This window comes from Xanthomonas sp. LMG 12460 (assembly GCF_009192895.1).
Classification (GTDB): domain Bacteria; phylum Pseudomonadota; class Gammaproteobacteria; order Xanthomonadales; family Xanthomonadaceae; genus Xanthomonas_A; species Xanthomonas_A sontii.
In genome coordinates this window covers 45808-66471 of sequence record NZ_NKUH01000023.1, presented here as the reverse complement: position 1 = coordinate 66471, position 20664 = coordinate 45808, and the positions used below count along the sequence as shown (strand labels likewise).

At 70.6% G+C, this 20664-nt stretch carries 17 protein-coding genes; 5 read left to right on the top strand and 12 right to left on the bottom strand.

Annotated features, from left to right (window positions below):
* Positions 1-16: 16 nt before the first annotated feature.
* From CEK66_RS05770 to CEK66_RS05760, 3 genes are all read right to left on the bottom strand, one after another.
* Positions 17-487: a hypothetical protein gene (locus CEK66_RS05770; protein WP_152236242.1), complete on the bottom strand. Its 471-nt coding sequence runs from the start codon at positions 485-487 to the stop codon at positions 17-19.
* 290 nt (positions 488-777) lie between these two features.
* The gene (gene fusA / locus CEK66_RS05765; protein WP_152236241.1) at positions 778-2841 is read right to left on the bottom strand and encodes an elongation factor G; all 2064 of its coding nucleotides are present in this window, start codon (positions 2839-2841) and stop codon (positions 778-780) included.
* A gap of 455 nt (positions 2842-3296) precedes the next feature.
* A complete protein-coding gene (locus CEK66_RS05760; RefSeq protein WP_226978501.1) occupies positions 3297-4427 on the bottom strand; it encodes a membrane dipeptidase in 1131 nt (376 codons plus the stop codon).
* A gap of 176 nt (positions 4428-4603) precedes the next feature.
* Here CEK66_RS05760 and CEK66_RS05755 point away from each other — a divergent pair, with 176 nt between their 5' ends.
* Entirely contained in the window at positions 4604-5869 is a 1266-nt protein-coding gene (locus CEK66_RS05755; protein WP_152236240.1) for a cation:proton antiporter, read from the top strand.
* Positions 5870-5932: 63 nt separating this feature from the next.
* Here the strand turns inward: CEK66_RS05755 and CEK66_RS05750 are convergent, their stop codons facing one another.
* The 8 genes from CEK66_RS05750 to araD1 form a co-directional block, all read right to left on the bottom strand.
* Positions 5933-6541 (bottom strand): DUF4261 domain-containing protein, encoded by a 609-nt coding sequence (locus CEK66_RS05750; RefSeq protein ID WP_226978500.1) that lies wholly within the window; start codon positions 6539-6541, stop codon positions 5933-5935.
* A gap of 203 nt (positions 6542-6744) precedes the next feature.
* Positions 6745-7365 (bottom strand): glutathione S-transferase, encoded by a 621-nt coding sequence (locus CEK66_RS05745; protein ID WP_152236239.1) that lies wholly within the window; start codon positions 7363-7365, stop codon positions 6745-6747.
* Positions 7366-7411: 46 nt separating this feature from the next.
* Complete coding sequence (yjfF, locus tag CEK66_RS05740) at positions 7412-8437, bottom strand: galactofuranose ABC transporter, permease protein YjfF (protein ID WP_152236238.1); 1026 nt, start codon at positions 8435-8437, stop codon at positions 7412-7414.
* Positions 8434-9489, bottom strand: coding sequence for an ABC transporter permease (locus CEK66_RS05735; RefSeq protein WP_152236237.1), 1056 nt, complete (start codon positions 9487-9489; stop codon positions 8434-8436). The genes yjfF and CEK66_RS05735 overlap by 4 nt, the downstream gene beginning before the upstream one ends.
* Positions 9486-10997 (bottom strand): sugar ABC transporter ATP-binding protein, encoded by a 1512-nt coding sequence (locus CEK66_RS05730; protein WP_152236236.1) that lies wholly within the window; start codon positions 10995-10997, stop codon positions 9486-9488. The genes CEK66_RS05735 and CEK66_RS05730 overlap by 4 nt, the downstream gene beginning before the upstream one ends.
* Positions 10998-11007: 10 nt before the next feature.
* Positions 11008-12000, bottom strand: coding sequence for an ABC transporter substrate-binding protein (locus CEK66_RS05725; RefSeq protein WP_148829228.1), 993 nt, complete (start codon positions 11998-12000; stop codon positions 11008-11010).
* A gap of 97 nt (positions 12001-12097) precedes the next feature.
* Entirely contained in the window at positions 12098-13537 is a 1440-nt protein-coding gene (locus CEK66_RS05720) for an aldehyde dehydrogenase family protein (protein WP_152236235.1), read from the bottom strand.
* An 18-nt stretch (positions 13538-13555) separates the two neighbouring features.
* Positions 13556-14563: an AraD1 family protein gene (araD1, locus tag CEK66_RS05715; protein ID WP_152236234.1), complete on the bottom strand. Its 1008-nt coding sequence runs from the start codon at positions 14561-14563 to the stop codon at positions 13556-13558.
* A gap of 153 nt (positions 14564-14716) precedes the next feature.
* On the opposite strand from araD1, the gene CEK66_RS05710 reads away from it, so the two are divergent.
* Entirely contained in the window at positions 14717-15700 is a 984-nt protein-coding gene (locus CEK66_RS05710) for a LysR substrate-binding domain-containing protein (protein ID WP_150410457.1), read from the top strand.
* A 160-nt stretch (positions 15701-15860) separates the two neighbouring features.
* On the opposite strand, the gene CEK66_RS05705 is transcribed toward CEK66_RS05710, so the two are convergent.
* Positions 15861-16658 carry an SDR family oxidoreductase gene (locus tag CEK66_RS05705; RefSeq protein WP_152236233.1) on the bottom strand — a complete coding sequence of 266 codons (798 nt, stop codon included), beginning with the start codon at positions 16656-16658 and terminating at the stop codon, positions 15861-15863.
* Between the two features lie 174 nt (positions 16659-16832).
* Between CEK66_RS05705 and CEK66_RS05700 the strand changes: the two genes are divergently transcribed.
* From CEK66_RS05700 to CEK66_RS05690, 3 genes are all read left to right on the top strand, one after another.
* Entirely contained in the window at positions 16833-18557 is a 1725-nt protein-coding gene (locus CEK66_RS05700; RefSeq protein ID WP_152236232.1) for an IlvD/Edd family dehydratase, read from the top strand.
* A gap of 256 nt (positions 18558-18813) precedes the next feature.
* Positions 18814-19338 (top strand): RNA polymerase sigma factor, encoded by a 525-nt coding sequence (locus CEK66_RS05695; RefSeq protein ID WP_026144275.1) that lies wholly within the window; start codon positions 18814-18816, stop codon positions 19336-19338.
* A 65-nt stretch (positions 19339-19403) separates the two neighbouring features.
* Complete coding sequence (locus CEK66_RS05690; RefSeq protein ID WP_152236245.1) at positions 19404-20402, top strand: FecR domain-containing protein; 999 nt, start codon at positions 19404-19406, stop codon at positions 20400-20402.
* The last annotated feature ends 262 nt before the right edge of the window (positions 20403-20664 follow it).

Sequence of the window (20664 nt, the reverse complement as noted above, 5' to 3'; positions counted from 1 at the left end):
TGAATGTCGATACAGCCTAGTCCTGCGCGTCGGTCAGCAGCGCGAACAGCGATTGTCCATCCGGCGCGATCAGGTCGCTGACCGCCCAGCAGCCGTTGCCGCGGCGCTGCAGTTCGATCTTGACCGAGCCGGCGCCGCCGAGCGTACGTCGGTAATCCATCCGCACCTCCACCACCGTGGCCTGCGCGCCACCGGAGACCAGAGTGAATCTCGGCGCGCCCTGCAGTTGCCCGTCCTGGGCATCGGTCCATGGGGCGAAGTCCAGCCGGCACCTGCCATCGCGCCTGGCGCAGCGCCGGTCGGCCTGGAGCGCCTGGGCGAAGGGCGGCGTCAGCAGCTTCTCCAGGTTCTGCGGCTGCCAATCGACATCGCGCGCCCGGAACAGACCCTCGGCCACCTGCAACGGCGTCTGGCATCCCGGCGGCTGCGCCGCGGCGAGTACCGGCGACAGGGCGAACAAGGTCAGCAGGGCAAGACGGCGATGCATGGGCGGCTCCGGCGATCGGGGCCGGCTATGAAGCCTGGATCGCGGCGTCGACGCAAGCACCGGGCATCGGCATGACGCTGGCACCGTCGCGGGCCGTCGTCAGGCAAGTTCGGGCGACACAGAGGAAACGCCATGGACGCGTGCCCATGCGGATCCAGAACACCATCGCCGCCGCCCCATCGGCGAGTGCGCCGCAGTGTCGCCGCCGCTAGAAAATCCGTACGCAAAAAAAGAGGAGCCGGCGAACCGGCTCCTCGTCCTCCTGCCGCATTGCCAGATGGCAATGCGGCTCACGCGGCCTTGACCGGCGCATAGCCGTCGAAGGTCATGCTCGCCGATGCCCGTCCCTGGGTCAGCGAACGCAACGCCGTGGCATAGGCCTGCAGTTGCGCCAGTGGCGCCTGCGCGACCACCTCGGCACGGGAGCCGCGCTCTTCGATCGCCACGACGCGTCCCTCGCGCCGCTGCAGATCGCCGAGCACGTCGCCGACGCTGTGCGCAGGCGCATCGATCGCCACCGCCATCACCGGCTCCAGCAGCAGCGTGCCGGCCTGCGCCAGCGCCGCCTTCACCGCGTCCGAAGCCGCGCGCTGGAACGCCAGGTCCGACGAATCCACCGCATGCGCCTGGCCATCGACCAGCACCACCTCCACGCCGACCACCGGATGGCCGAGCGGGCCTTGCGCCAGCGCCGCACGCGCCCCCTTCTCGGTGGCGGCGACGAAGGCCTTCGGCACCACCCCGCCACGGCTGCGGTCGACGAAGGTCACTGCGCCGTCCGCACGCGGCAGCACATCCAGCACCACCTGCGCGAACTGGCCCTGGCCGCCGTTCTGCTTGGACAGCCGTGCCGCCACGCCCAGCGCGGCCGCGCGCGGCGTTTCCTGGTAGGCCACGCGCGGCGCGCCGGTGCGCACGTCCACGTGCCACTCGCTGCGCAAGCGCTCGACCATCACCTCCAGGTGCAGCTCGCCCATGCCCCAGATCACCGCTTCACCGGTCTCCGGATCGCTGTCGACGCGGAAGGACGGATCCTCCTGCGCCAACCGCGCCAGGCCCTGTCCCAGCCGCACCAGGTCGGCCGCGTTGGCCGCGCCGAGCCGCCACGCCAGCACCGGCGGTTGCGTGCGGATGCGTTCCAGCACCCACCGCGCCTGCACGCCGCTGAGCGTCTCGCCGCTGACCGCGTCCTTCCAGCCGAGCACGGCGACGATCTCGCCGGCCTGCGCCTGCGCCACGTCGTGGGTGCGCTGCGCCTGCACCACCGCCAGCCGCCCGACCCGGCGCGGACGCCGCGCATGCGACGTCCATACCGTGTCGCCGACGCGCAAGGTGCCCGAATACACGCGCACGAAGGCCAGCGGCCCCTGCGCGGTATGCGCGAACTTGAACACCAGCGCCGCCAGCGGACCGGACGGATCCGGCGCCAGCAAGGTCTCGTGCCCGTCTTCGGCACCGGCATCGGTGTCCGCATCGGCGCGGGCGACGACCGGCGGGCGGTCCAGCGGCGACGGCAGCCAGTCGACGATCGCGTCCAGCAACGGCTCGATGCCCTTGCGCTTGAACGCCGAGCCGGCCAGCACCGGCACGCCGGCGCCGGCCAGGGTGGCCCGGCGCAAGGCGGCGCGCAGCAGCTCGGCGTCGATCGCGCGTTCCTCGAGATAGGCCTGCGCCAGCGCCTCGTCGTGCTCGGCCACCGCGGCGATCAACTGCTCGCGTGCGTCCGCGAACGCGGCCGCCTCTTCGGCCTGCCAGGCGCGCGCATGCAGGTGCCCCTCGTCGTCCCAGCTCAGCAGGCGGCCGTCGACCAGGTCACTCCAGCCGTCGAAGCCGGAGTCGCCCGACACCGGTACGCCGACCGCCCAGACCGTCGCGTCGAGCTTGCTGCGCAACTGCGCCAGCACGCCGTCGAACGAGGCACCGGCACGGTCCATCTTGTTGACGAACGCGAGCATCGGCACGCCGTGGCGGCGTGCTTGCCGCCACACGGTTTCGGATTGCGGCTGCACGCCGTCGACCGCGGAGAACACCGCGACCGCGCCGTCGAGTACGCGCAGCGAGCGTTCCACCTCGATCGCGAAATCGATATGTCCGGGGGTATCGATCAGGGTCAGGCGATGCGCCGGCTGCCCGGCCGGCGCCCACTGCACCTGCACCGCAGCCGCACCGATGCTGATGCCGCGCGCACGTTCGATGTCCGAGAAATCGGTGGTGGCGGCACCGTCGTGGACTTCGCCCACACGATGGATCGCACCGGCGGCCCACAACAGGCGTTCGGTGAGTGTGGTCTTGCCGGCGTCGATGTGGGCGATGATGCCGAGATTGCGCCAGCTGGAAAGGGTGTTCGTGTTCATGAGAAAGACTCCGCATTGCCAACACGGGGGACGCCGCATGCCCCGGTTGGCGAGGCGGGCATGCGGCTAGGTTTCGGGTTCGGCGGCGTAGTGCATGGCACGTTCTCCTTGGCGTGTCGGAACGGTGGAACAGCGAAAAACAGGCAATAAAAAAGCACCCATCGGGTGCTTGTCTGCGGCGGATCGGCGATGGCCGGCGTTAGCGCACGGCGTCGACCACTCCTTCAGGCAGGCGCACCCGGCCTGCGCTGACGCGCAGGGCGTTGGGCAATATCAGCAGCGGTGCGTGGGCCATGGCGGCGTGGACGTTCGGGTGGAAATGTGGCGGCAAGTCTGAACCTGTGCGAGGGCCCGGTCAATGCGGGCGGCGCGGTGCCGCTGGAACGGTGAACGACGCCGCGTGCAACGCACCACCTACCGGGGCGTCACGCAGGTCCTTTGCGCACAGCACAGCGTCACACACTCCAGATCTCGCCGAACACCCGTTCGAAATTCGCTCCCAGCACCTTCTCGGCGACCCGGGCACTGTAGCCCTGGCGCAGCAGCGCGTCGGCGACGCGTTCGAGCTTGCGCGGGGTGTTGGCGTCGGGCAGATAGGGCAGACGGTTCTCGCCCGGGGCGCCGATGCCGTCGCGACGGCGCTGCACCAGGTCTTCCTCGAAGGCGCGCCGGTCCTGCTCGGTGATCGGGAAGAACAGCGAGTCGGTGCCGATGCCGACATGGTCCTCGCCGCACACGTCCAGTGCGTGCAGCAGGTGGCGCATGTAGTCGGCCAGCTGCGGTTGGCGGCTGTCCTCGGTCAGGAACGGCAGCATGTACACGCCCATCACCCCGCCCTTGTCGGCCAGCGCGCGCAGTTCGGCGTCCTGCTTGTTGCGCGGATGCACGAACACCGCGGCGCAGCCGGCATGGGTGATGACCGGCGGGCGCTGCGACAGGGCGATGCCGTCGCGGGTGGTCTGCAGGTTGCAATGGCTGAGATCCAGTGCCACGCCGAGACGGTTCATGCGCGCGATGGCGTCGCGGCCGAGCGCGGTGACGCCGCCCGTGTCGCCGTCCAGGCAGCCCACGCCGAACGGCGTGGTGCGGTTGTAGGTCAGTTGCATGACCCGCACCCCGAGCTGGCGGAACAGGTCGATGCGCGCGGGCTTGTCCTCCAGCATCGCTGCCGATTCGAAGGAGAAGATCAGCGCGAGGCGCCCCTCGCGCTTGGCGCGGCGCAGGTCGGCCGGCTGCAGCACCTTGAGGAAATGCTGCGGATAGCGCTCGACCAGCGCCTGCGCGGCGGCGATGTCCTGCACGGCGGTCTCGAAGTCGCCGGCCGCACCGCCCAACGTGGTCTTCAGCGCCGACACGCCGGAGTCGCGCAATTGCTGCAACAGCTGCGGTGCATCCGGGCCATCGAATACCTGCCCGATCGAGGCCAGGGCGTTGGCGTCGAGCACCAACGCACGCCGGTACAGCGCGTCGGCATCGTGCGCACCGGCAGCGGCGGCGCCCGCGATGGCGGCCCCGGGCAGCACGCCGGCCACTGCGCCCGCGGCAGCGGCGCCCAGGCATTGCCGCCGCGTCCATCCCTTGCTCATCGCTTCGCTCCCCGGTGCGTCCTGCGGTGTCGGCCCGCATGCGTGTACGGCCTGCGCCATGCGCGCGCCAGGCACCATACCGCAAACGCGCCCCGCCCCACCATGTGAGGCGCGGCCGCATGGATTTCATCGCCACGGCCTCCTATCATCCGCCGACACTTCCAGGACGGCCGCCCATGACCACCCCGCAGATGTCGGTGTATTTCTTTCTGCAGGCGGCGGTGATCCTGCTGGTGTGCCGCCTGGTCGGCCTGCTGGCCAGGCGCCTGGGCCAGCCGCAGGTGGTCGGCGAGATGATCGCCGGCGTGGCGCTGGGGCCGTCGCTGTTCGGCGCGCTGCTGCCGGACCTGCAGCAGGCGCTGTTCCCCAAGCCGACCCTGGACATGCTGTACGTGGCCGCGCAGTTCGGCGTGGGCCTGTACATGTTCCTGGTCGGCACCGATTTTCGCGGCGAGCACTTCCGCACGCGCTACCGCAGCGCGATGGGCGTGTCGCTGGCCGGCATCGCCGTGCCGTTCGTGCTCGCCTTCGTGCTGGCGCCGTGGCTGCTGCACATGCCCGGGCTGTTCTCGGCCAAGGCCAAGCTGCTGGAGGCGTCGCTGTTCCTGGGCGCGGCCATCGCCATCACCGCGTTCCCGATGCTGGCGCGGATCATCCACGAGCGCGGCCTCACCGGCAGCCCGCTGGGCACGCTGGCGTTGACCGCCGGCGCGGTCGACGACGCCGCGGCCTGGTGCATCCTCGCGCTGGTGCTGGCCAGCTTCGGCGGCAGCTGGGGCAGCGCCTATCTGGCGATCGGCGGCGGCGTGGGCTACGCGCTGTTCATGCTGCTGGTCGGCCGCCACTGGCTGCGCCGCCTGGCCGACCACGTGCGCCCCGAGCAGCCGCTGAGCGCCGGGGTGCTGGCGGTGGTGCTGATGCTGTTCTGCGTCAGCGCCTGGGCGATGGACGCGATCGGCATCCACGCGGTGTTCGGCGGTTTCCTGCTCGGCGCCTGCCTGCCCAAGGGCGCACTGACCGAAAAGCTGCGCGAGCAATTGCAGCCGTTCGTGGTGGTGTTCCTGCTGCCGATGTTCTTCACCTTCTCCGGGCTCAAGACCGAGCTGAGCGTGCTGCTGGACCCGCAGATCCTGCTGGCCGCCGGCGCGGTGCTGCTGGCTTCGTTCCTGGGCAAGGGCATCGCCTGCTGGGCGGCGGCACGGATCAGCGGCGAGACCAACCGCAATGCGATGGCGATCGGCGCACTGATGAACGCGCGCGGCCTGATGGAGCTGATCATCATCAACATCGGCCTGCAGGCCGGGGTGATCGAACAGGGCCTGTTCTCGATCCTGGTGCTGATGGCCATCACCTCCACGCTGATGGCAACCCCGCTGTTCAACTGGGTGATGCGCCGCGCGGGCGGCGACGCGCTGCCGGCGGTGGCGGGCGGGAGACCCTGAGGCGCGCACGCGTTCGGCGGCGCGTCGCCGACACTGCACACGGATGCAGGAAGCAACGCGGCGTCAGAGCGGCGTCAGCCGCCACAGGCCGTAGGGATTGGCGAACAGGTCGCCGGGCTGGAACTGGCTGCTGGCCTCGGCCTGGATCCGGTAGCGCGGCGCATCCGCCGCGACCGAGAAGGTATGGCCGGCGCGCACGTCGGGCGCTTCGTTGAACAGGTAGCAGGTGAAGGTGTGCAGCAGGGCGACCGGGTCGGATGCCGCCTGCGCCGCGACGATCGCGTCCTTCATGCCGAACTGGTGCATGCCGCAGGAATGCACCTGCTCGCCGGTGATGTTCAGCACATAGGCGCGATGGGCGCTGCCTAGCGCCAGGTCCGCGCACAGTTGCCGCCAGTCGGCGGGGCTGTGGGCGACGCCGCTGCTTTCCACCTTCACCCCCAGGCCGCCGGCGTCCAGCAACGCCGCGGCTGCGCGCATCATCGTCTCCGCACGCACCCGCGAGCCGCCGGCACCGATCAGGTAGACGACGGACGCATGCGTCCCGATGCGCGCCATGTCGGCCGAGCCGCGCCAGTGCGGGCCGGCGGCGGCGAACGCGCCGGCCATGCGCGCATCGTGCGGTTCGTACTGCAGTTCGCATGCCTGGCCGCTGTCCATGTGCATCAGCACGTGCCCGGCGAACAGGTAGCCGCCGCTGTCCTAGACGATGCGCGCGAGCAGGTCCGCGCGATCCGGCCATGGGCCGGGAATGCAGAGCACGATCTTGGGAGGTTCGATCACGGGTAGCGGCTCCTTGCCGTCAGGTGGGAGCGAGCGGTTGACGGGCATGGCCGCCGCCGCGACGGCACCGTCCCCCGCCGGAAACGCCGCACTCAGGTCAGCGCCGTCATCACGCCCTTGCGATAGGCCGGGCGCTGCTGCAGACGTTGGTACCAGGCGTGCAGGTGCGGCAGTGCCGGGCGTTCGATCGGCATCTCGAACCAGGCATAGGCGAAGCTGCCCAGCGGGATGTCGCCCATGGCGAAGTGCTCGCCGGACAGCCAGGGCTGTTGTAACAGTGCGGCGTCGGCGGTGTGCAACAGCTCGGCCGATTGTTCCAGCGCGGCGGCGATCCTGGCTGCATCGCGCTGTTCCGGCGCGGTGCGCAACACGCCCCAGAACAGATCGCGGAAGGCGCCGGCGAAGCGCGAGGTGGTCCAGTCCATCCACTTGTCGCCCTGCGCGCGCAGCACCGGGTCCTGCGGGTACAGCGTGTCCGGGGCGTAGCGCGCGGCCAGGTAGCGGACGATGGCATTGGATTCCCACAGCGCCAGGCCATCGTCCTCGATCGCCGGCACCAGGCCATTGGGATTGAGCGCGCGATAGGCCGGCTGGTCGTTGCCGCCGAACGCGCCGCCGACCTCGATGGAGGTGTAGGCCAGGCCGATCTCCTCCGCGCACCACAGTACCTTGCGCACGTTGCTCGAGTTGTGGCGGCCCCAGATGGTCAGCATGTCGGCGCTCCGGTTGCGGTTGCCGAATTCTACGCCGCCGTGCCGCTCACTCGCTCGCCGCACCCTGCGGCAGGCGCCGGGTCAGCAACCGCTGCAACAGGCAGAACAGCAGCAGCAAACCGCCGATCACGATGCGCGTCCACCACGAGCTGAGCGTGCCGTCGAACACGATCAAGGTCTGGATCGCCCCCAGGATCAGCACGCCGAACAGGGTGCCGATCACGTAGCCGCTGCCGCCTGCGAGCAGGGTGCCGCCGATCACCACCGCGGCGATGGCGTCCAGTTCCAGGCCCTGCGCATGCAGGCTGTAGCCGGACAGCATGTAGAACGTGCACACCACCCCGGCCAGCGCCGAGCAGAAGCCGCTGAAGGCGTAGACGCGCACCTGGGTCGCCTCCACCGGCAGGCCCATCAGCCGCGCCGAGGCCTCGCTGCCGCCGAGCGCGTACACACAGCGGCCGAAACGGGTGCATTGGGTCAGCCACATGCCCAGCGCCACCGTCGCCAGCGCGATCAACGCACCGACCGACAGCGACGCGTCGCCGCCCAGCGGCAGCCGCGCCTGCGCGATCGCGGTGTACAGCGGGTCGGTGATCGGGATCGAATCGACGCTGATCAGGTAACTGGCGCCGCGCGCCAGGAACATGCCGGCCAGGGTCACCACGAACGGCTGCAGGCGGTAGCGCTGGATCAGCAGGCCCATGAACGCACCGAAGACGCTGCCGAGCAGCAGCACCAGCGGGATCGCCGCCAGCGGCGACCAGCCATGGCGCTCGACCAGCGATGCCGACAGCACGGTGGTGAACGCCAGCACCGCGCCCACCGACAGGTCGATGCCGCCGCTGAGGATCACCAGGCTCATGCCCACCGCGGCGATGCACAGGAAGGCGTTGTCGATCAGCAGATTGGCCAGCACCTGCGGCGCCAGGAAGCCGTCGTAGAGCACGCCGCCGGCCGCGAGCATGGCCACGAACAGCGCCACGGTGATCGCCAGCGGCAGGCGCGCGCCCTGCAGCATGCCCGCCGCCTTGCGCAGGCCGGACCCAACCAGGCGTGGAGCCGCCGCGCTCATGGCCGCACCTGCGGCGGCGGCCGCCGGATCCAGCCGCGCAGGTTGGCGCGGAAGCGCGGCGATTGCAGCAGCATCACCGCGAACACCAGCAGCGCCTTGATCAGCATGGTGACCTGCGCCGGCACGCCGAAGGCGTAGATGGTCGCGGTCAGAGTCTGGATGATCAACGCGCCGATCACGCTGCCGGCCAGGCTGAAGCGGCCACCATCGAGCAGCGTGCCGCCGAGCGTGACCGCGAGGATCGCGTCCAGTTCCATCAGTTGCCCGGCGTTGTTGGCGTCGGCGCTCTTGACGTTGGAGCTGATCAGCAACCCGGCCAGGCCGGCGCTGAACGCGCAGAACACGTACAGCAGCACCGCGATCAGCCGCGCACGCACGCCCGCCACACGCGCCGCGCGCGGGTTGTGGCCGATGGCGCGCACGAACAGCCCCAGCGCGGTGCGCCCCAGCAGCAGTTGCAAGGCGGCGAACACCGCCGCGACCACGAACAGCGCGAACGGCAGGCCGAGCAGGAAGCCGTTGCCCAGGTAGAAATACGGCGGGTAGTAGATGGTCAGGATCTGCCCGTCGCCGATCAGCTGCGCGATGCCGCGCCCGGCCACCATCAGGATCAGCGTGGCGATGATCGGCTGCATGCCGACCTTGACCACCAGCAGCCCGTTCCACAGCCCGCACAGCGCCGCCACCAGCAGCGGCGCCAGCAGCACCGCCCACAGCGGGAAGCGGCTGTATTCGCCGCCGCCGATCATCCATGCCGCCACCGTCGCGGCGATCGCCACTACCGCGCCGACCGAGATGTCCAGGCCGCGCACCGCGATCACCAGGGTCATGCCCATCGCCACCAGCGCCAGCGGCGCGGCACGGTTGCCGATGTCGACCAGGTTGCCGTACAGGTGACCGTCGCGCCATTGCAGGCTCAGGAAGCCGGGGTCGAACAGGCCGTTGCCGAGCAGCAGCACCGCCAGCGTCGCCAGCGGCCAGAACAACGGATGCGCGCGCAGCCGCGCCGACCAGCGCGATGCGGTGGTGTCGGGCGTGGCGGTGGCGCTCATGCCGCGCTCCCGGCGATCAGCTCGAAGATCGCGCGCTCGCCGCAGCCGCCGGGCAGTTCGCCGACCAGGCGGCGTTCGCGCAGCACCGCGATGCGGTCGGCGATGCGCGCGATCTCGGCGACCTCGGCGGAGATGAACAGCACCGCCATGCCCTCGCGGGCCAGGGTCAGGATCCGGGTCATGATCTCCTGCTTGGCGGCGATGTCGATGCCGCGGGTGGGTTCGTCCAGGATCAGCAGCCGCGGCCGCGTCGCCAGCCAGCGCGCCAGCACCACCTTCTGCTGGTTGCCGCCGGAGAGCAGCCCCACCGGCGTCTCCAGGCTGGCGGTCTTGATGCCCAGCACGTCCACGTAGCCCTGCGCGATGCGCAGCTGCTCGGCCGGCGCCAGGAACCGGCGCAGGCCCATGCGCGCCTGCAGCGCCAGCACGATGTTCTCGCGCACCGACAGTTCGGCGACGATACCCTCGGTCTTGCGCTCTTCCGGACACAGCGCCAGACCGTGGGCGATCGCGTCGGGCGGGCCGCGCAGGACCACGGCGCGGCCGTCGATCGCCACGCGGCCGCGATCGGCACGGTCCAGCCCGAACAGCAACCGCGCCAGTTCGGTGCGGCCGGCGCCGAGCAGGCCGGCCAGGCCCAGCACCTGGCCTTGGCGCAGTTGCAGGTCGACCGGCTGCAACTGGCCGCGCCGGCCCAGACCCTGCGCCTGCAGCAGCGGCGCAGCGTCCTCGGGCGCGGCCGCGCGCACCGCGGCGGCCGCGGCGCTGGCTGGGTCGAGCGCGCGCCCGACCATCGCCGCGACCAGTTGCGGCGCCGGCAATTCCGCCGGCGTGTATTCGCCGACCAGGCGGCCGTTGCGCAGCACGCTGATGCGGTCGGCCACCGCGTACACCTGGTCCAGGAAGTGGGTGACGAACAGGATCGCCATGCCGCCATCGCGCAGCGCGCGCATCACCCGGAACAGTTCGGCCACCTCGCCTTCGTCGAGGCTGGACGTGGGTTCGTCGAGGATCAGCACCCGCGCCGACACGCCGACCGCGCGGGCGATGGCCACCATCTGCTGCACCGCCACCGGATAGCTGCCCAGCGCGCGCCGCACGTCGATGGCGATGCCCAAACGCTGCAGGCCGGCCTCGGCCTCGCGCTCGACCCGGCGCCAGTCGATGCGCCGCAACCAGCCGCGCAGCGGGTAGCGGCCGGCGAACAGGTTCTCGGCCACCGACAGGTTCGGGCACAGGTTCACTTCCTGGTACACGGTGCTGATGCCGAGCCGTTGCGCCTGCTGCGGCGACGCCGGCGCCACCACCGCGCCGTCCAGCGCGATGCGCCCGGCGTCGGCGGCGGTCACACCGGTGAGCAGCTTGATCAGGGTCGACTTGCCGGCGCCGTTCTGGCCCATCAACGCGTGGATCTCGCCGCCGCGCAAACGCAGCGCCACGTCCTCCAGCGCGGCCACGCCGGCGTAGGCCTTGCTCAGTCCCTGCGCCTCCAGCACCAGCGGATGCATGCGCGCGGCCTCAGTACTTGCGCTTGGGCAGTTCGGCCGCGGCCTGGTCCTGGGTGTACACCGACTCCTCTACCACGATGCGCTTGGGCAGCGGCTTGCCGGCCTTGAGGTCGCGGATGGCCTGCACCAGTTGCGGGCCCAGCAGCGGATTGCACTCGACGGTGACGTTGAGCTTGCCGGCCTGCATCGCCTCGAACGCGCCCTTCACCCCGTCCACCGAGATCACCAGGATGTCCTTGCCCGGCTTCAGGCCGGCTTCCTCGATCGCCTGGATCGCGCCGATCGCCATGTCGTCGTTGTGCGCGTAGAGCACGTCGATGTTGCGCCCCTCCGACTTCAGGAATGCCTCCATCACTTCCTTGCCCTTGGCGCGGGTGAAGTCGCCGCTCTGCGAGCGCACGATCTGGAAGCGCGGATGCGCCGCCAGGATCTCCTTGAAGCCCTTCATGCGATCGATCGCCGGCGCCGAGCCGACCGTGCCCTGCAGTTCGACGATGCGCACCGGCTTGTCGCCGTCCTTCAGCGGCGAACGCTCGACCAGCCAGCGCGCCGCCTTGCGCCCTTCCTCGACGAAATCCGAACCGATCAGGGTCACGTACAGGCTGTCGTCGGACACCTTCACCGCGCGGTCGGTCAGCACCACCGGGATCTTCGCGGCCTTGGCCTCGCGCAGCACCGTCTCCCAGCCCGACTCCACCACCGGCGAAAACGCGATCACGTCCACGCGCTGGGCGATGAACGAGCGCAGCGCCTTGATCTGGTTCTCCTGCTTCTGCTGCGCGTCGGAGAACTTCAGCGTCATGCCGGCATCGGCCACGGCCTGCTTGATCGAAGCGGTGTTGGCGGTGCGCCATTCGCTCTCGGCGCCGACCTGGCTGAAACCGACGGTGAGTTGCCCGGGCGCCTTGCCGGCGTCCTTGCCGCCGCCGGAACAGGCGGCCAGCGCCATCCCCAGCAGTGCCGCGATTCCCAGCGCCCGCATTCCCGACGTGTGCTTGTGCATAGCCCCTCCTCGTTGATGGCACGCTGGCGGCGGACGGGCCCGGAGGCCGCGACGCGCCGCCCACCCTCCCAGGCAGGCGTGCGCTGATTCGATCAGTTCATGGTGCGGATGTGTAAGCCGTCTTGACCGTGGTGTAGAACTCCACCGCATACCGGCCCTGCTCGCGCGGGCCGTAGCTGGAGGCCTTGCGTCCGCCGAACGGGACATGCGGGTCGACGCCGGCGGTGGGCAGGTTGACCATCACCATGCCCGCCTGCGCGTGCCGCTTGAAATGCGTGGCGTGCTTCAGCGAGCGCGTGGCGATGCCGGCGCACAGGCCGAACTCGGTGTCGTTGGCCAGGGCCAGCGCGTGTTCGTAGTCGTCGGCCACCAGCACCGCGGCGACCGGGCCGAACACCTCCTCGCGGGCGATGCGGTGCTGCGGCTGCGCGGCCACCAGCGCCGGGCGCAGGTAGTAGCCGCGGTGCGCGCACTCCAGCGCCTCGCCGCCGTAGAGCAGTTCGGCGCCTTCCTCGCGGGCGATGCGCAGGTAGTCGCGGTCCTGTTCGAACTGGCTGGCGCTGGCGACCGGCCCGATGTCCACGCCCGGCTCCATCGCATGGCCGATCTTCAGTGCGGCCAGGCGCGTGCGCACGCGCGCGACGAAGTCGTCGTGCACCGCGCGTTCGACGATCAGCCGGCTCGACGCAGTGCAGCGCTGGCCGGTGGAGAAGTACGCGCCGTTGACCGCGATCTCCGCTGCCAGGTCCAGGTCGGCATCGGCCAGCACCACCAGCGGATTCTTGCCACCCATCTCCAACTGGATCTTCAGCCCGCGCTCGGCGGCCTGCTTGAGCAGACGGTTGCCGGTCGGCACCGAGCCGGTGAAGCTCAGCGCATCGATGCCGCGCTCGCCGACCAGCGCCTGGCCGACCGTGCTGCCGCTGCCGAGCACCAGGTTGAACGCGCCGTTGGGCAGGCCGGCGCGGCTGAGGATCTCGGCCAGCGCCCAGGCACAGCCGGGCACGATCTCCGCCGGCTTGAACACCACGGTGTTGCCGTAGGCCAGCGCCGGCGCGATCTTCCACGCCGGGATCGCCAGCGGAAAATTCCACGGCGCGATGATGCCGACCGTGCCGACCGGCTCGCGGGTGATCTCGACGTTGACCCCGGGCCGGGTGGAGGCCAGCGTCTCGCCGGGAATGCGCAGCGCCTCGCCGGCGAAGAACTTGAAGATCTGCCCGGCGCGCGCCGCCTCGCCGATGCTCTCCGGCAGGGTCTTGCCCTCTTCCGAGGCCAGCAGCGCGCCCAGTTCCTGCTTGCGCGCCAGGATCTCGCTGCCGACCGCGTCCAGCGCGTCGGCGCGCTGCTGCGGGGTGCTCGCGGCCCACGCCGACTGCGCCGCGTTGGCCGCGGCGATCGCCTCGCGTACCGTGGCCGCGTCGAGGCTGCCGGCCTCGCCGACCGGTGCCGACAGGTCGGATGGATTCTCGTCGGGGGCGAGGTCGTCGCCGGCCACCCAGCGGCCGTCGATGTAGCTCTGGAAACGTCGGGTCATGCCTACCTCCGTGCGGTTCTACAGCGCGCGCACGCCGCCCAGGGCGAATCCGCTGTCGACGCGCTGCAAGGGATTGACCAGCGCCGCGCCGAACTCGGCCAGTTCGATCTCGAAGCGGTCGCCGGGCTGCGCCTGCACGCCGTCGGCGAAGCTCAGCGTGGCGGTGCCGAAGAAATGCAGGTGCACGTCGCCGGGCACGCGGTGCGCGGCGTACTTGAAATGGTGGTATTCGAGATTGGCCAGCGAATGGCACATGTTGGCCTCGCCGGTGACGAAGGGCTTCTCCCAGATCACCGCATCGCCGCGGCGGATGCGGCTGTGGCCGCGCAGGTCGCGCGGCAACGCGCCGCAGCGCAGCTCCGGGCCGACCGCGCAGGCACGCAGCTTGGAATGGGCCAGGTACAGGTAGTTCTGGCGCTCGGTGACGTGGTCGGAGAACTCGTTGCCCAGCGCGAAGCCGAGCCGGTACGGCACACCGTCGGCGCCGATGACGTACAGCCCGACCAGTTCCGGCTCCTCGCCGCCGTCCAGCGCGAAGTCCGGCGACGGCAGCGGCGCGCCCGGCGCGACCAGAGTGCTGCCGTCGCCCTTGTAGAACCATTCCGGCTGCGCGCCAGGCTGGCCGTCGCGGGGGATGCCGCCGTCCACGCCGAGCTGGAAGATCTTCATCGAATCGGTGAGCGTGCCCTGCGCCGCCTGCTGCTGCAGGTTCTGGTGCATGGCGTCGCGGGTGGCGGCGCTGCCCAGGTGGGTCAGGCCGGTGCCGGTGACGCGGCAATGCGCCGGGTCCTGGTGGGTCAGCGGCGGCAGCACCCGGCCGGCGGCCAACAGCGCGGCGTAGTCCAGCACGTGCTCGCCGCGCAGCTGATGCGCCTGCGCCTCCAGGCCGTTGCCGGCGGCCAGCGCCGCGTTGGCCAGCGCATAGGTGGACGCCACCTCGCGCAGCAGCCGCACCTGGCGGCCATCGTCTTCCACCACACCGACGCCGGGCGTGCCGGCGTCATCGAGCAACTGGATCAATCGCATGCATCGGTCGCCTGTCGAAATGCGGGCGCGCAGCGCGCGACGCGGGACAGGCGCGACGCGAAGCGCTCGTCGCTATTCTGGCCGGACGACCTATATGCAACAAATATCGGTTTTGGCTTAACGTATACGAACATTCATATCACTCTGAGCGCCATGCCCGCCGCCCCGCCCTGGTTCGTCCGCGCCCGCCTGAAGACCCGGCAATTGATGCTGCTGCTGGCGATCGAGGAGGAAGGCAACATCCACCGCGCCGCCGAGACCTTGAACATGTCGCAGCCGGCCGCCTCCAAGCTGCTCAAGGACCTGGAGGACATGCTGGCGGTGCCGCTGTTCGAGCGCCTGCCGCGCGGCATGCGCGCCACCTGGTACGGCGAGGCGATGATCCGCCACGCGCGCATCGCCCTGGCCAGCCTGGGCGAGGCCGGCGCCGAGATCGAGGCGCTGAAGGCCGGCTATGCCGGCAGCGTGGCCGTCGGCGCGATCGCCGGGCCGGCGATGAGCCTGCTGCCGTCGGCGCTGGCCCAGGTCGGCGCGCAGCATCCGCTACTGCGGGTGAGCCTGCGCGTGGACGGCAGCGACGTGCTGCTGGAGCACCTGGCGCAGAACAAGCTGGACATCGTGGTGGCGCGTCTGTTCGCGCGGCACGACAAGCGCCACCTGCACTACCAGGCACTGGCCGAGGAAAAGGTCTGCGCCATCGCCCGCCCCGGCCATCCGCTGCTGGCGGCGCCGGCGCCGACGCTGGCGGTGCTGGCCGAGGCACCGTGGATCGTGCCGCCGGACGGCAGCGTGCTGCGCCACCGCTTCGAACTGATGTTCCAGAACGCCGGGCTGGAAGCGCCCAAGCGGGTGATCGAGACCTCGGCGCTGGTGGTCCTGCCGCAGTTGCTGCGGCATGGCGACGCGCTGGCGGTGGTGCCCGAGGACGTGGCCCGGCATTTCGCCGACCACGGCAGCGTGGCGATCGTGCCGGTGGCGCTGTCCTGCCGCATGGACGCCTTCGGCCTGATCACCCGCCGCGACTGGCTGCTGTCGCCCGGCGCGCGGATCGTGCTGCAGGCGCTGCAGGAGGCGGCGGCGACGGTCTACGGCGTCGCCGTGACGGCGACCCCGCCGTCGCTGCCTGCGGACGGCTGATCGCGTCGGGACTGAAGTCCCTCCCACAACGCGCCGCCCAGCAGCAGCGCCCGGCTGTTTGCGGGGGTGGCTTCAGCCCCGACGAGCGAAGCCGGATACCGCCTCCGCTGTTGCCCTGCCCGAACCGGTGCCCCCGCGACGCCCGGCCGCGCGACCGCGCTCAGGTCCAGCCGCCGTCCACCACGAACTCCTGCGCGGTGATCGCGCGCGCCTCGTCCGAGGCCAGGAACAGCGCCATGCGCGCGATGTCCTCCGGCATCACCTTGTCCGGCAGGCACTGGTTGCGCGCCAGTTCGCGCTCGCCGGCCTCGTCCAGCCACAGGGTGACCTGGCGTTCGGTCATCACCCAGCCCGGGGTCAGCACGTTGATGCGGATCCGCGCCGCGCCCAGGTCGCGGGCCAGGCCGCGGGTCAGGCCGTTCACCGAGGACTTGGCGGTGGCGTACACCGGGTAGCCGCCGGTCTTGCTCTGCCAGCCGGTGGAGCCGAGGTTGACGATGGAACCGCCGCCCAGCCGCTGCATGCCCGGCACCACCGCCTGGATGGCGAAGAACGCCGCACGCTGGTTGATCGACACGCAGCGCTCCCAGTACTCCGGGGTCACCGCCTCCAGCGCATGGCGGTCGTCGCTGCCGACGTTGTTGAGCAGCACGTGGAAGTCGCCCAGCTCGGTCGCCGCCTCGCCGATCGCCGCCTGCAGCGCGGCCACGTCGGTGACGTCGCAGCGACGCCACCACGGCGCGGTCAGGCCGGCCGCGGCCAGCCGCTCGGCCAGCGCGGCGCTGGCCTCGGCCGCGACGTCGACGAAGGCCACCTGCGCGCCCTGCGCGGCGAAGGCTTCGACCAGCGCGGCGCCGATGCCGGAGCCACCGCCGGTGATGAAGACGCGGCGCCCGTGCAGGCTGCCATAGGTTGCGTTGCCGAGGGAGGAAGGCGCTGCGCTTGCCGAGTTGTCCATGCCGTTTCGCTCTAGGTGAATAGGATTTCGATATATGAAAACAAATATCCATTCGGAGATATTTGCTATTTTTCACGTATCAATATGCCCGCTAGCATCCCCGGCGTAAAGCATCCGGGGGCGGCTTGCGCACAAGGCGGATCCCGGCGTCCTGGACTCGAGGAATCCGCCGACATGGGCTCACCCAGCAAACCGCCGCGCCGCAGCCAGGCGTGGTTCGGGCGCGAAGGCAAGCAGGGCTTCTACTACCGCAGCTGGCTCAAGAGCGCCGGCCATCCGCACGACATGTTCGATGGCCGCCCGGTGATCGGCATCTGCAACACCTGGTCGGAACTGACCCCGTGCAACGGCCACCTGCGCGAACTGGCCGAACACGTCAAAAAGGGCGTGTACGAGGCCGGCGGGTTCCCGCTGGAGTTCCCGGTGATGTCGCTGGGCGAGACGCAGATGCGCCCCACCGCGATGCTGTTCCGCAACCTCGCCAGCATGGACGTGGAGGAATCGATCCGCGCCAATCCGCTGGACGGCGTGGTGCTGCTGATGGGCTGCGACAAGACCACCCCGTCCTTGCTGATGGGCGCGGCCAGCGTGGACCTGCCGACCATCGGCGTGTCCGGCGGGCCGTCGCTGTCGGGCAACTGGCGCGGGCAGCCGCTGGGCTCGGGCACCGGCGTGATCGAGATGTCGGAGATGGTCCGCGCCGGCACCCTGAGCCAGGACGACTTCGTCGAGGCCGAGGCCTGCATGCAGCGCTCCAAGGGCAGCTGCATGACCATGGGCACCGCCTCGACCATGGCCAGCATGGTCGAGGCGCTGGGCATGTCGCTGCCGGAGAACGCGGCGATCCCGGCAGTGGATGCGCGCCGCGCGCGGCTGGCGCGGCTCAGCGGGCGGCGCATCGTGCAGATGGTGGAAGAGGATCTGCGCATGTCGCAGATCCTCACCGCCGACGCCTTCGCCAATGCGATCAAGGTCAATGCGGCGATCGGCGGCTCCACCAACGCGGTGCTGCACCTGCTCGCCCTGGCCGGCCGCGTGGGCGTGCCGCTGCAGTTGGACGACTGGGACCGGCTGGGTTCGCGGCTGCCGTGCCTGGTCAATCTCAAACCGTCCGGCCAGTACCTGATGGAAGACTTCTACTATGCCGGCGGGCTGCCGGCGGTGATGCGCGAACTCGGCAGCGAACTGGCGCTGGACGCGCGCACCGTCAACGGCCGCACGCTGGGCGAGAACGTGGCGCAGGCGCCGTGCTGGAACCGCGAGGTGATCCATCCGCTGGACGCGCCGGTGCGCGCGGAGGCCGGCATCGCCGTGCTGCGCGGCAACCTGGCGCCGGACGGCGCGGTGATCAAGCCGTCGGCCGCCTCGCCGCACCTGTTGCGGCACCGCGGGCGCGCGGTGGTGTTCGAGAGCATCGAGGACTTCAAGGCGCGCATCGACGACGAGGCGCTGGACATCGACGCCGACTGCATCATGGTGCTCAAGCACTGCGGCCCGCGCGGCTACCCGGGCATGGCCGAGGTCGGCAACATGCCGTTGCCGCCGAAGCTGCTGCGCGCCGGCATCACCGACATGGTGCGCATCTCCGATGCGCGCATGAGCGGCACCGCCTACGGCACCGTGGTGCTGCACGCCTCGCCGGAGGCCGCCGCCGGCGGCACCCTGGCGCTGGTGCGCGACGGCGACATCATCGAACTCGACGTCCCCGGCCGCGCGTTGCACCTGGAAGTCAGCGACGAGGAACTACTGCGCCGGCGCAGCGAATGGACCCCGCCGCCGGCGCCGCCGCGCGGCTGGAGCAAGCTCTACGTGGAGCACGTGCAACAGGCGCACCTGGGCGCCGACCTGGATTTCCTGGTGGGCGGCAGCGGCGACGCGGTGGCGCGCGATTCGCATTAGCGGTCGCGGCGGGATGCATCCACCTTGCCCTCGCAGGAGCGGCGGCGAGCCCGCCGTGCGCACTGTGGGAGGGACTTCAGTCCCGACGCATTGCGCCATCGGAACGCACACCACGTCGCGCGTCGCGGCTGCATGACAGGCGACTCCCGCAGGAAGTGGCGAACACCGCCTTGCTCCGCACGCACCGCCCCCACGTCACCGAACCGTCATCTGCAGCTTCTAGCCTGCCCCGCACCCCAGGGACAAGGCAGGCTCGGTGGCGGCTCACCCCAAACGCGCATGGGCGCGCATGTTCGCGGAACACGGCCCGGTGCTGCGCGGCTTCTTCGTGCGCCGTGGCGCACGCGAAGACGCCGAGGACATGGTGCAGGAAACCTATCTGCGGCTGCTGCGCGCGCATCGGCAGCAGGGCGAGGCCATCGCCAATCCCGAAGCCTATCTGTACACCGTCGCGCAGAACCTGGCGCGCGAACAGGCCGCGCGTCGCCGCCAGGCGCCGCTGCGCATCGACGAGATGGAGCAGTTCTCGCAATTGCTGGCGGCGGGAGACGACGTGGAAGACAGCGCACACCGGCGGCAGCGCCAGCAGCACCTGCAGGCCCTGCTCGCCGAGCTGCCCGCGCGCACCCGCGCGGTGCTGGTGATGCAGTACCGCGACGGGCTGAGCTACAAGCAGATCGCCGAACGCATGGGCGTGTCGCCGCACATGGTCAAGAAGCACGTGGTGCGCGGGTTGTCGGCCTGCCGCCGCGCGCTGGCCGAGAGCGGAGACCGCTGGTGAACGACAGTACGTTCTCTTCGCGCAGTGCCATCGCCGATGCCGCGCACTGGCATGCGGTGCAACGCATGCAGCCGCTGGACGCGAAACAGGAACAGCAGTTGCTGGACTGGCTGACCGCCTCGCCGCAGCATCTGCGCGAGTATCTGGCCATGCAGCGCGTGGCCGGCGAACTCGGCGAGGCGCTGCGCGGCATGGACCTGGACGTGGACGCATTGCTCGCCAGCGACGACACCGCCGATGGCACGGCGAGCGGCAACGTCATCGCCCTGCCCGTGCCACGGCGCGCGACAGCGGCAGCGCCAACGCGTGCGGCGCGCGCCCACGCCGCGCCGCGCTGGCGTCTGGCCGCGGCCGCCGCGGTGTGCGCGGTGGCGGTGCTGGTCGGCTGGGCCTGGCCGCGCAGCCAGACCTACCGCACCGCGCTCGGCGAACAACGCAGCGTGCAACTGGCCGACGGCAGCACGGTGCGGCTCAATGCGCAGACCCAGGTACGCGCCACGCTGACCCCCTGGAGCCGAAAGCTGCAGTTGCTGCAGGGCCAGGCCAGTTTCGTGGTCGCCGCCGACCGGCGCCCGCTGCAGGTGCAGGCCGGAGGCCTGCGCGTGGAAGATATCGGCACCACCTTCGACATCGCCCTGCATCCCGACCAGGCGCGCATCGAGGTCTCGGCCGGGCGCGTGCAGGTGTGGCGCCAGGATCGGCCGCAACAACCCATGCTGGCCGATCTCGGCGCCGGCCAGAGCGCGCGCATCGACACCGCCGATGGCCGGGTCGAACTGGGCAACGAGGACGTCGCGGCGATGCACGCGTGGTGGCAACACCGCATCGTGTTCCGCGACGAACCGCTGGCCAATGTCGCCGAGGATTTCAACCGGCTCAACCGCACCCGCCTGCTGATCGACGACGCCGACGCCGGGGCGATGCGGCTGACCGGCAACCTGCGTGGCGACGACGTCGCCGCGTTGCGCGCCTTCCTGGATGCGCAGCCGACATTGCAGGTGCGCACCAGCGCCGACGGCATCCACGTGCGCAGCCGCACGCCGACACAGGCACGCCTGCAGTAGCGCGGCAGCTGCGTCGCGCACTGCGCGACGCACGCATCCTTCAAACCAGACGGCCGGCACGCCATCAGCGCGTCACATGCATCGTGCACGCACGCATCCGTGCGCGCACGCGAAGCCAGCCCCCCCCCCCCCACGCACGTGTCACAGAAAATTCATCGAAAAACGGTGCCCGATCTTCGTCGTCGCGCCTCGTAGTCCGGGGACAGCGCAAGCAAACGCCCATGGGCGATGCCGCGCGCACCACACCACCCCCGCTCTCACA